Annotated in this window: 10 protein-coding genes; 6 read left to right on the plus strand and 4 right to left on the minus strand. The window is 35.8% G+C overall.

All coding sequences use genetic code 11. The features are described from left to right. The first annotated feature begins 14 nt into the window (after window positions 1-14). On the plus strand, window positions 15-1,064 hold the full coding sequence (locus tag H3T56_RS06810) for a GNAT family N-acetyltransferase (RefSeq protein WP_198192335.1): 1,050 nt from the start codon (window positions 15-17) through the stop codon (window positions 1,062-1,064). Further along, window positions 1,061-1,933: an arginase family protein gene (locus H3T56_RS06815; RefSeq protein ID WP_086321223.1), complete on the plus strand. Its 873-nt coding sequence runs from the start codon at window positions 1,061-1,063 to the stop codon at window positions 1,931-1,933. Before H3T56_RS06810 ends, H3T56_RS06815 begins: the two co-directional genes overlap by 4 nt. 62 nt (window positions 1,934-1,995) lie before the next feature. On the opposite strand, the gene H3T56_RS06820 is transcribed toward H3T56_RS06815, so the two are convergent. Genes H3T56_RS06820 through H3T56_RS06835 form a run of 4 tightly spaced genes read right to left on the minus strand, consistent with a single transcriptional unit; the run spans window position 1,996 to window position 4,324 of the window. Further along, a complete protein-coding gene (locus tag H3T56_RS06820; RefSeq protein WP_065577831.1) occupies window positions 1,996-2,394 on the minus strand; it encodes a multidrug efflux SMR transporter in 399 nt (132 codons plus the stop codon). A gap of 1 nt (window position 2,395) precedes the next feature. Then, window positions 2,396-2,752, minus strand: a complete 357-nt coding sequence (locus H3T56_RS06825) for an EamA family transporter (RefSeq protein WP_034901884.1) — start codon at window positions 2,750-2,752, stop codon at window positions 2,396-2,398. Between the two features lie 5 nt (window positions 2,753-2,757). Further along, window positions 2,758-3,585: a carboxylesterase gene (locus H3T56_RS06830; protein ID WP_065651307.1), complete on the minus strand. Its 828-nt coding sequence runs from the start codon at window positions 3,583-3,585 to the stop codon at window positions 2,758-2,760. Between the two features lie 10 nt (window positions 3,586-3,595). Continuing rightward, on the minus strand, window positions 3,596-4,324 hold the full coding sequence (locus tag H3T56_RS06835) for an MtnX-like HAD-IB family phosphatase (protein WP_198192336.1): 729 nt from the start codon (window positions 4,322-4,324) through the stop codon (window positions 3,596-3,598). 160 nt (window positions 4,325-4,484) lie between these two features. Between H3T56_RS06835 and H3T56_RS06840 the strand changes: the two genes are divergently transcribed. From H3T56_RS06840 to purL, 4 genes are all read left to right on the plus strand, one after another. Then, window positions 4,485-5,213 carry a response regulator transcription factor gene (locus H3T56_RS06840; protein ID WP_198192337.1) on the plus strand — a complete coding sequence of 243 codons (729 nt, stop codon included), beginning with the start codon at window positions 4,485-4,487 and terminating at the stop codon, window positions 5,211-5,213. Then, window positions 5,210-6,553: an ATP-binding protein gene (locus H3T56_RS06845; protein WP_198192338.1), complete on the plus strand. Its 1,344-nt coding sequence runs from the start codon at window positions 5,210-5,212 to the stop codon at window positions 6,551-6,553. The genes H3T56_RS06840 and H3T56_RS06845 overlap by 4 nt, the downstream gene beginning before the upstream one ends. A 205-nt stretch (window positions 6,554-6,758) precedes the next feature. Beyond that, window positions 6,759-8,435: a glutamine--tRNA ligase gene (gene glnS / locus H3T56_RS06850; protein ID WP_198192339.1), complete on the plus strand. Its 1,677-nt coding sequence runs from the start codon at window positions 6,759-6,761 to the stop codon at window positions 8,433-8,435. A gap of 366 nt (window positions 8,436-8,801) precedes the next feature. Beyond that, complete coding sequence (purL, locus tag H3T56_RS06855) at window positions 8,802-12,704, plus strand: phosphoribosylformylglycinamidine synthase (RefSeq protein WP_198192340.1); 3,903 nt, start codon at window positions 8,802-8,804, stop codon at window positions 12,702-12,704. Window positions 12,705-12,751: the final 47 nt, after the last annotated feature.

Consider the following 12,751-nt stretch of genomic DNA (forward strand, 5'->3'; position numbering starts at 1 on the left):
CTTTATAGAAAGTTATGCGATATATCAATCAACTAGAACCAAATGAACTAATCAATAATTTTATTTCTCATCCACCACAGGAATTTACGAGCTGGATGAGTGAAGATGGTGTACCTGCTTTTTCTGCTAAGTTTGATTTGCTCACAACTGCCGATGATGATTTTAAACATAAAGTTCATAAATTACCTTTTTATCGGAAATGGCGACATTGGTTACAACCAAGAACATGTTTTGTCGGAACGACAGTTTCTGAATACAGCTTGTTAACTGATAAAGTGAATGCGCAGCAATTAGCTGATAATGTTAAAACGGCGTATGCAAAGAAATATCCTTTTACTATTGTGAAAGATTTACCTTCTGACTCACCTTTACTTAGTAAGCAGGATAATCAATATTCTAAACAGGTTATTGGTTCATTAAAAGATAATGGTTTTATTGAGGTTGAAGGACAAGCTTTAGCGTGGGTTCCAATCGATTTCGAATCGATAAATGACTTTTTGGCAAAATTATCATATAGCCGTCGTAAGAATTTAAGAAGAAAACTGAAATCTCGTGAAAAATTAGAGATTAACATTTTACAAACTGGTGATGACTGTTTTTTTGATGATGCCAATCTTGATTTATATTATCAGCTTTATCTTAATGTATATGAACAAAGTGAAGTCCATTTTGATTTATTAACCAAACCATTTTTTATCCAATTACTGCAAAGTAAAGCAGCAAATGGGCGTATTTTCACTTATCACTATGATGGCCAATTAATTGGTTATAACATCTGTTTTGTGGTGAATAATGTTCTAATTGATAAGTATATTGGTATGGTTTATCCGCAGGCACGGGAATTGAATCTCTATTTTGTTAGCTGGTTTGTTAATCTTGAATATGCGTTACAACAGAAACTAAGTAGTTATGTCGCCGGTTGGACAGATCCCGAAGTTAAAGCTTCGTTAGGTGCTAGTTTTACTTTAACCAAACATCTAGTTTATATTCGAAATCCTCTGTTAAGAGTAATTTTACGTAAATTAATAGGCCATTTTGAAACCGATAAGGAGAAAGTAGCATGACATTGCCGGTTATCCTTAATTTTGATCAAAGCGTAGGTGAAATTAATGACGCTAAAACGATTGATTTCACGCAGTGGCAAGATGTAATTCGTTTTGGTTGTAATGAAAAAAATTTCCAAAAATTTAAAATGCAATTACAACAAGCATTACCAGAAAACTATGGCACAGTATTGATGGGGAGCGGTGATTATCATCATATTTCGTTATTACTTATTGAGCAACTTGCTAAGCAATATTCAGCAGATAATCCAATTGAAGTGATTATTTTTGATAATCATCCAGACAATATGCGTTATCTATTTGGTGTTCACTGTGGCTCATGGGTGAGCTATGTAGCAAGTTTACCATTCGTAAGTCATGTCCATGTGTTAGGCATAACCTCAAATGATATTGGCTTATGGCATTTTTGGGAAAATAGATGGTCACCGCTATTTCATAAAAAATTGACTTATTGGAGCTTAGATGTCAATGTTTCTTGGGCGAAAAGAATTGGTTTAAATCATGCTTTTCGTCATTTTGATTCGCCTGATGATTTGATTACCCAGTTTTTATCTGAGCAATATCGTAATACTAAGCCAATATATTTATCGATAGATAAAGACGTATTAAGTGAAGAGGTTATTCATACTAATTGGGATCAAGGAAAACTGCAAACTTATCACTTATTGGATACTATTTCCTCAATTAAACCACGAATTATTGGTAGTGATATCACTGGTGAATTATCAATATGGCAACCGAAAAGTTGGTTTAAACGATTGCTTAGTTCATTAGATAAACAACCAGAAATATCCTTAGAGAACTTAAATGATTGGCAACAAGAACAACATCAACTCAATTTAACATTATTAAATGCTTTAAAAGCCTAGTATTGTTACTCTGTTATTCTTCAATGAAATATAGCTAGGCTTGATTTTTGATTTAGATTTGATTAATAACTATTATGAATGTTTTTATTAGTTAGTTTACTTTCTGCCAATGCTAGAAACATAATTCCTGAAACAATCAATATTGTTCCGATTAACTTAAATAATGTTATTGGTTCATTAAATAACCAAACTGATGCGATCATTACCGTGACGACCTCGAAATGAGACGCCGCAAAAGCAGGTCCGACAGGCGCTTTTTTTAATAAAGTCATCCAAGTGAAGAAAGTAAAAATATAACCTGCAATTGATACATAGATCCAATGGCCAGAAAAAACCCTAATAATCCATTCAACACTCATCGCAAGAGGTTGTGCATGCTCAGCCGCCAATTTAAAGCTGCACTGGGCAATGGTATCAAACATTAATAATACGGTAAAACCAATCAAATAAAACTTAGCCATATTAAGACATCCCCACAAAAATAACACCAGCAGTTATTAATAACATGCCAATAATGCGATAAAGGGTGAGTAATTCTTTGAAAAGAATTCGACCGACTAACATGATAGTAATAATATTGAATGAAGCGAGTAACACGCCTTGAGAAAGTGGCACTAAGGTTAAAAAGGCTAGCCACAATAAAAATTCGGCAATGTAAGAGGCTATTCCTACCCAAATCCAATGATTTTTAGCCAAATCCAACCAATAGTACCAACCATCTCGATTGGTCGGTGATATTGCGGCATATTTAAAGGCAACTTGTCCTAAAGTATCAAAACAGATATTACTAACCCAAAGAAAAATAACTAAAGATGACATTATGTTTAATTTCCTTCTGCAAGATTATTAAAAAATGAAGCACATTCTTTAATCACTTCTCGGCGTTGGCTATCAATAGTAATTAAATGGTAACTATCATTTAATACAATTAACTGTTTTGGACCAGAGACGTGTTTTTCAACTAATTTTGCATTTGTTTCAATATTGGCAATGTCATCATTACCTGAATGCATAATTAAACACGGCGAGGTAACTTTAGGTAACTCCTGACGCATATGTTTAGCCAATAACTGCATTTCAGCTAAAGCTGGGAAAGGGTTACCTGCCAATCCAGCAGATGCTGCATCACCACTTAACATACTTTCAGATACAACGGCTCGAATCCGTTCATCCTTAAGGCCATAAGGTGGTTTTTCAATAAAAGATACTTTTTGAAAAATACCAAGTTTTTTGAAATAGACTAATAAAAAGAAGAATTTTTTAGCCCAAAATGGCATGCTCCAGCCATCATAAGAAAATGTAGGCGCTAAAACACCAACACCTTTCACTTGATTGGGACGATCGGCAGCTAATTTTAACGCTAATAATGCGCCCATAGATAAACCTGCGACAAACAGATTATCAACATGTTGAGCTAAATAATCAGCACCATCTTGAACACTTTTATACCAATCTTGCCAAGTTGTTTTACATAGATCTGCTTCTGTACCACAGTGACCAGCTAGCTGTATTGCATACACAGTAAATCCAGCTTTATGTAAACCATTGGCTAAAATACGCATTTCATTTGGTGTACCAGTTAAACCGTGAATTAATAGCACGCCATTTTTATTACCAGGTAAAAAATAAGATAAATCTTCAATTGTACTCATTATTATTCCTTTATTTTACCGCCATGACTGGAATTAGTGTTTGTTGCATCTGTTTTAATGCTGCGGTTACATCAGCAAAGCTCTCAATAGCACTGTGCTTAATATTGTTTTTTTCACAGTAATTAATCAACTTATCTTTGGCGAAAACCAGATCGACATGATGAGAAACGCAAAAATCAGAAGTACCATCACCAACATATAGTATCTGAGGGAAATGTTGCTGTTGTTTAACATGATTGCATTTGCAGTTACCACTTTGTTTAATACAATCCTTATTGGCAAATGGGAACTCTAGGCGCCAACTTCGTTGATTATTATGCATTAACTTATTGGCATAAATAGGTAGATGCTCAATACCATGACGTTTTAAGACAAATTGGATAGCATAATCTAAGCCGTCACTAACTACATGAACTGGAATATGATTTTTTTCGGTGTAATTAATAAATGCTTTAAAATTATCATCAATTTCAATTTTTGCTAATGCTTGATTGAGTTCCTCCAGACTAGCATCCATTAATGCAATCTGTTTACTCATACATTCTTGAGAGCCGATTTTGCCACTAACCCATAATTCCTCAAGTTCATCACAACCATCTTGACCGAATTGGCTAAGTAAAGTATCAGTAACATCTTTAACACTAATTGTGCCATCAAAATCACATAAAATAATAGGGTTTTGGTGGTGAGTATAAGATGGCTGAAAAAGGTGATTAGTAATTGATGAAAAAGTATTCATAGTTAACGTAAAAATTGCTTAGTTATAGATATTGGCGCCAATTCTCTCATATAGTGCTAGTAAACTTTGTAGGCTCTTTGTATATCTTTTGTAACGAGGCTTCATTTACCTGTATAATAAGGTAAATGAAGTACACATTATACGGTAAAGAGAACCGAAAATGAGTGAACGTATATTAATCATCGAAGATGATGAAAGATTAGCCAATTTAATCCAAGTTTATCTAATTCGTCAAGGGTATATGGTTGATTGGCATAATAGTGGTGCCGGTGCCGAAGAAAAAATACAACAGATCAACCCTGATTTAGTTATTTTAGATGTCATGCTGCCAGAAAAATCTGGATTTGATATATGTCGAGATATACGTTCGTGGTTTACAAACTATATTTTGATTATGACCGCGAGTGAAGACAACATTGATGAAATTGTCGGTTTAGAGTTAGGTGCAGATGATTATTTAGCTAAACCTGTAGAACCGCGGTTATTACTTGCTCGTATTCGCGCATTGTTGCGACGAAAACAGATCGAAACCGATAAAGAAAGCTATAAGGAACTAATAACTTCGTTTAACAATAATACTCTGGTCTTTGATAATTTAGTTATTGATGGTGAAAATCGAAGAGTGTTATTAGATGGGCAAGATATCGATTTGACTACGGCAGAATTTGATTTACTTTGGTTATTAGCAAATAACGCCGGTAAGATTTTATCTCGAGACGACATATTTTCCCAAGTAAGAGGTATTGATTTTGACGGTAGCGATCGTTCTATTGACGCGCGCATTTCTCGATTACGGCGCAAATTACTAGATGATCCTGACAACTCATCACGGATTAAAACAGTGCGTGGAAAAGGCTATTTATTTATGCGTGAAGGGGAAAATCATTGAAACAATTATTAGCTAAACCGCTATTTTTCAATCGCCGCATCGTCTTTTACCTTGTTATTTTGCTTTCGTTACAATGTATTATTGCTTATGGTGCATTATTGGTATTTGACTCATTACCTTCATCATTAACTGATATGCCCGATGATCATATTGTTTTTCGTGAATCTCAACGCGGAACTGTCAACTTAATTCGTAAACACATTGATGAAAATAAGCAACGTCCATTGCAAGATGTAGTGAATGAATTGCAGCCTTCATTTGGTTATCCAATAAAAATACTACCAGCAAATACTATCTTATCTTATTCGGTTAAAAAAGAGCTAGAAAAACTTAGTTTTGCTTATGATGGTGATGATGAGGTTGTCTATATTGATTTAAAAGATGGACATCTATTGCAATTAGGTCCGATTTTAATGCGCGATATATTAGAATCGAATACCATGTCGTTAAGTGTATTTCTTATTATTTGGGCTTTGTTTAGTGCCATTATCTTTTTTATTTTAATCTATTTTGCTTTCAGTGCTGTTTGGAAAGATCTGGTTAATATTCGTCAAACCGCAGAGCAATTGGGGCAGGGAAATTTAAAAGCACGCACTGAAAATGTGAAAGGTTGGTTATTCAAACCGTTAGCTAATGTACTCAATAACATGGGGACTCACATAGAACATTTAGTTAGTACTAATCAAACGATTTCTCATGCTATGGCTCATGAACTACGCACGCCACTTGCACGGATGCGATTTGAGTTAAGTATGCTTGAAGAGTCTACTGATGAGCATGAAAAAGCATTACTGCAAAAAGGGATGAGCGATGATATTGACGAACTTGAAACGCTAATTAATGCCAGCTTGAATTATTTCAAAATGCAGCAGAGTAACATCGAATTAAATCTTACTAATGTATCGTTGAAAGAATGGGGCGAAAAAGTTTGTCAATCATTAGCACTATTTAAACCAGAAGGGTTTGAGCTAGTTTGTAATAGTCAAGATGTAGAAGCCAAAATTGATACTAATTTGGCTGAAACTATTGTCAAAAATTTACTACTCAATGCGTTTAAATATGCTGCACATAAAGCTGTGTTGAATATCACGAAACAGGATCATCGAGTGATTTTAGAGATTGATGATGATGGGACTGGTATTCCTTTTGATGCTCGTGAAAAAATTTTTATGCCTTTTGCTCGACTTGATACTAGCCGCACACGTTCAACTGGCGGATATGGGTTAGGGCTTGCTTATGTAAAATTAATGGCTGAATTCCACGACGGTAAAGCCTTTGTGGTGACGAGTCCATTAGGGGGCGCTAGATTTGTGGTTTCGATAAAATCAGGTGATGAATAATCAAGCCAGATTTAATAAAATTTAATCAAAAACTATTAAGAAAGATATAGATTTAAATAACAATATTTTTTAGATAACTTAAAACTCTTGTTTTAACGTTTCGAAAAAACAAAAAATTTGTTATATTCTTTGGTCAAATGATAAAAGAGAAAAATCTCATTTCTAAATTGGTCATGAGTAAACATATATAATTAGAGGTTTTTTTATGAGCGGTGTATTACCGACAGAGAACGAAACTCGTCCAACTAACTTTATTCGTCAAATTATTGATGCAGATCTTGCGGCTGGAAAATATAAAACAACCCATACCCGTTTTCCACCTGAACCTAATGGCTATCTACATATTGGTCATGCAAAATCTATCTGTTTAAATTTCGGAATTGCGCAAGATTATCAGGGTAAATGTAATTTACGCTTTGATGATACCAATCCTGCCAAAGAAGATATCGAATACGTTGAATCTATAAAAGAAGATGTTCGTTGGTTAGGATTCCAGTGGGATGGTGAAATTTGTTACTCATCTGACTATTTTGACCGTTTATATGAATATGCAATAGAACTGATTAATAAAGGTCTTGCTTATGTTGATGAGTTGTCTGCTGATGAAATCCGCGAATATCGTGGAACATTAACACAAGCAGGTAAAAATAGCCCTTATCGTGATCGAAGCATTGAAGAAAACCTAGCATTATTCATCCAAATGAAAGAAGGTAAATTTGCAGAAGGTAAAGCTTGTTTAAGAGCAAAAATCGATATGGCATCACCATTTATTGTTATGCGTGATCCCGTGTTATATCGTATAAAATTTGCTGAGCACCACCAAACAGGCAATAAATGGTGTATTTATCCAATGTATGATTTTACACATTGTATCTCGGATGCTATTGAAAATATAACCCATTCACTTTGTACACTTGAGTTTCAAGATAATCGTCGTTTGTACGATTGGGTTTTAGATAATATTACTATTGAAGCAAGACCGCATCAGTATGAGTTTTCAAGATTAAATCTTGAATATGCGATTACTTCTAAACGAAAATTAACCCAGTTAGTTTCTGAACAAATTGTTGACGGGTGGAATGATCCTCGGATGCCTACCGTATCGGGTCTGCGTCGCCGTGGTTATACACCGGCATCAATTCGTGAATTTTGTCATCGAATTGGTGTAACTAAACAAGAAAATACCGTTGAAATGAGTACACTTGAGTTCTGTATTCGTGAAGATCTCAATGAAAATGCGCCACGAGCAATGGCGGTACTGGATCCTGTTAAAGTTGTCATTGAAAACTTTTCGGAAACACTAGATGAAGTACTTAGCATGCCAAATCACCCTAATCGCCCAGAATTAGGTCATCGAGAAGTGACATTCACGCGTGAAATTTATATAGATCGAGCTGATTTTAGGGAAGAAGCTAATAAAAATTATAAGCGTTTAGTATTAGGTAAAGAAGTTCGCTTGCGTAATGCTTATGTGATACGAGCAGAGCGTGTTGAAAAAGATGCGGACGGTAATATTCAAACTATTTATTGTAGTTATGATCCTGCCACATTAAATAAAAATCCTGAAGATGGACGTAAAGTTAAAGGAGTTATTCACTGGGTGTCAGCTAAATTTTCTAAGCCAGCTGAAATTCGTCTTTATGACCGGCTATTTAATACTCCAAATCCAGGTAGTGCAGAGGACTTTTTATCAACTATCAATCCAAATTCATTAATTATTAAACATGGGTTTGTTGAACCTAGTTTGCAAAAAGCTGAAGCAGAACAAGCTTATCAATTTGAACGTGAAGGTTATTTTTGTCTTGATAGTAAATATGCCACTGAAGATAATTTAGTATTTAATCGAACAGTGGGATTAAGAGACAGTTGGAACGAAGCTTAATCATAATCAATACGCCAACTCTGGTTGGCGTATTAATCTACTCTACTTTATATTTTTATTGATATCATCGTCAGAAGGTTAGTTTGGCTTACTTTTGCCGTATGAATATAATCCTTATAATAATGATTACTAACTGATTGTAATTAAAAAATTTCTTAATTTAATAATAAACATTAAAGATTTATTTTAAAAAATTGTAGTGTTTTAAATAATCATAAAAAGCCGAATTGAGCGTTAAAAAACCCCTTTCCTCAAAATTCTTTGATTACATTATATTATGATTTTTAAGATAGCCTCTTTGGTCAGTTTATTTTATAATGTTGTTCTATTTTTTTCCTATTTTGGCTTAAAAAGAGTACTCTTAGCATGAAAATTTTAGCTGGTTCTTCTGCTCTATCTGCATTTCGTATTAATAAAATTTTATCCTCTTGTCGTGAACAATCTATCCCTATAACAAATATTGAAGCCCAATACATTCACTTTATTGATTTAAGTGCTGAATTAACTGTTCAACAACAATTAACCTTAGATAAGTTGTTACAATATGGCCCTAAAAGTGCACAAATAGATGTCGAAGATAAAACCAGTAAAATACTCTTTTTAGTTACTCCACGCGAAGGTACTATTTCGCCATGGTCATCTAAAGCTACTGATATTGCACATAATTGTGGATTATCACAAATCCATCGAATAGAACGAGGTATTGCTTATTATGTGCAAGCTAGTTCTCCGTTAACTGATTGTCAAAAAAATGCTTTTCTGGGCTTGATACATGACCGAATGATGGAGACCGTTTTAAGCAGTTTTGAGCAAGCTGAACAATTATTTAGGGCTGATCAACCCAAACCAGTAACAATTATTGATTTGTTAGGACAAGGTCGTCAAGCATTAGAGGAAGCTAATCTAAAATTAGGTTTGGCTTTAGCACCAGATGAAATTGACTATTTAGTTGAGAATTTTCAGAAATTAAACCGTAATCCAACTGACATTGAGCTTTATATGTTTGGTCAAGCAAACTCTGAACATTGTCGTCATAAAATATTTAATGCTGATTGGATTATTGATGGTGTAAAACAACCAAAATCATTATTTAAAATGATCAAAAATACTTTTGAACATACGCCAGATTATGTGTCATCCGCTTATAAGGATAATGCCGCGGTTATGGATGGTTCGAAAGTTGGACGATTCTTTGCTGATTATGATAGTCGAAGCTATGATTATCATCAGGAATATGCTGATATTTTAATGAAGGTGGAAACCCATAATCACCCAACGGCAATATCTCCTTGGCCGGGAGCGGCAACCGGTAGTGGCGGTGAGATACGAGATGAAGGAGCGACAGGAAAAGGAGCTAAACCAAAAGCAGGATTAGTAGGTTTTTCTGTTTCGAACTTACGAATTCCCAATTTTGAACAACCTTGGGAACAAGATTTTGGTAAACCCGATCGAATTGTTAGTGCGTTTGACATTATGATGGATGGGCCCTTAGGTGGTGCGGCATTTAATAATGAATTTGGTCGTCCAGCTTTACTTGGTTATTTTCGTACTTATGAAGAGAAAGTAAACAGTTATAATGGTGATGAAGTCAGAGGTTACCACAAACCGATTATGTTAGCTGGTGGTATGGGCAATATTCGTCGTGAACATATTCAAAAAGGTGAATTTCCTATCGGTTCAAAATTAATTGTCTTGGGTGGGCCTGCCATGAATATTGGTCTAGGTGGTGGTGCTGCCTCATCTATGACATCAGGACAATCAGATGCTGATCTTGATTTTGCTTCAGTTCAACGTGATAACCCAGAAATGGAGCGTCGTTGCCAAGAGGTAATCGATCGTTGTTGGCAACTTGGTGATAAAAACCCAATTTTATTTATTCATGATGTGGGCGCTGGTGGTTTGTCCAATGCTATGCCGGAATTGGTTAGCGATGGTGGCTGTGGTGGTCAGTTTGAATTACGCAAAATATTAAGTGATGAACCCGGAATGTCACCGTTAGAAATTTGGTGTAATGAATCTCAAGAGCGTTATGTACTAGCGATTCATCCGCAAAGTCTTGAGCTATTTGATGAACTTTGTAAACGAGAACGTACACCTTATGCAGTAATTGGTGAAGCCACAATAAATAAAGCGGTCGTGTTACATGATGAACATTTCAACAATAATCCGATAGATTTACCGTTAGATGTGTTATTGGGCAAAACCCCTAAAATGTTACGAGATGTTAAATCTAACCAAGCAGAAGGGGATCATTTTTCAACATCCGATATCAATTTATATGATGCGGTGAAACGAGTATTACATTTGCCAGTTGTGGCGGAAAAAACTTTCTTAATTACCATTGGTGATCGTTCGGTAACAGGTATGGTTGCTCGTGATCAGATGGTTGGACCTTGGCAAGTGCCGGTTGCCGATTGCGCGGTGACAACAGCAAGTTTAGACAGTTATTACGGTGAAGCAATGTCGATGGGGGAGCGTGCCCCGGTTGCTCTACTTAATTTTGCTGCATCAGCTAGATTAGCGGTTGGTGAAGCAATTACCAATATTGCTGCGACAAATATTGGCGACATTAAACGTATTAAGCTTTCAGCTAACTGGATGGCTGCAGCTGGTCATCCAGGTGAAGATGCTGGTCTTTATCAAGCCGTTAAAGCCATTGGTGAAGAGTTATGTCCTGCTTTAGGATTAGCTATTCCGGTTGGTAAAGACTCTATGTCAATGAAAACAACATGGCAACAAGATGGTGAACAAAAAACGGTAACTTCACCGTTATCATTGGTGATTTCCGCATTTGCTCGAGTTGAAGATGTGCGTAAAACAGTTACCCCACAACTTTGTACAGATGAGGATAATCTATTACTATTTATTGATTTATCTAAAGGTCATCAAGCATTAGGAGCAACAGCATTAGCACAAGTTTATCGTCATCTAGGACAAAGAACAGCTGATGTTCATGATGCTAAAGAATTAGCCGCTTTTTATCAGGCCATCCAAAGTTTAGTTGTGCAAAATACCTTACTTGCTTACCACGACCGTTCTGATGGTGGTTTATTGGTAACCTTAGCAGAAATGGCATTTGCAGGACATTGTGGTATAGATATTGATATTAATTCACTTGGTAGCGATGTTATTGCCTCACTATTTAATGAAGAACTTGGCGCAGTTATTCAAATTCGTAATGGTGATTTAGAAAAAGTCATGACATGCTTTAAGCAGTTTGGATTATCTCAGGCGATTCATACATTAGGAACAGCTAAAACAGGACAGCAATTTATTATTCGTAATAATAGCGCCGTGGTGTATAGCGAATCGCGATTGACATTAAGAACATGGTGGGCAGAAACCACTTGGCAAATGCAACGCTTACGTGATAATCCACAATGTGCAGATCAAGAACACCAAGCTAAGCAAAATGATGATGATCCAGGCTTAAATGTTCATCTTACTTTTGATATTGAGCAAGATATTGCTGCACCTTACATAGTCAAAGGGGTGAAGCCTAAAGTTGCAGTTTTACGTGAACAAGGTGTCAATTCACATGTTGAAATGGCAGCAGCATTTGCTCGAGCGGGTTTTGAGTCAATTGATGTTCATATGACTGATTTATTATCAGGTCAAGTGACTTTGAATCAATTTAATACGTTAGTTGCTTGTGGTGGTTTTTCATATGGTGATGTATTAGGGGCAGGCGAAGGCTGGGCTAAGTCGATTTTATTTAATGAACAAGTCCGTCATGAATTTGAGCAATTCTTCCATCGCAATGATACTTTATCGTTAGGTGTTTGTAATGGCTGCCAGATGATGTCGAATTTAAAAGAACTGATACCAGGTGCTGAGTTATGGCCTCGCTTTGTTCGTAATATATCGGAACGTTTTGAGGCGCGTTTTAGTTTAGTTCAAATTCAATCTAGTCCGTCATTACTATTTACCGATATGGCAGGTTCGCATATGCCGATTGCGGTTTCACATGGTGAAGGTCAAGTTGAAACCCGTGATTTAGAACATTTGACTCGTTTAGAAGCTTCTGGCTTGGTTGCAGTTCGATATATTGACCATTTTGGTAAAGCGACAGAGCAGTACCCGGCAAATCCAAATGGTTCACCAAATGGTATTACCGCAGTAACCTCAAGTGATGGTCGAGCAACGATTATGATGCCGCACCCAGAGCGAGTATTTAGAACGGTAACCAATTCGTGGCATCCAGATAATTGGGGTGAAGATAGCCCATGGATGCGAATTTTCCGTAATGCTCGTAAGCAACTTAGTTAGTAAAAAAAATCGCCGACAATAGTCGGCGATTTATAAAGATAATTTTA

The organism is Gilliamella sp. W8123, from assembly GCF_016101085.1.
GTDB lineage: Bacteria > Pseudomonadota > Gammaproteobacteria > Enterobacterales > Orbaceae > Gilliamella > Gilliamella apis.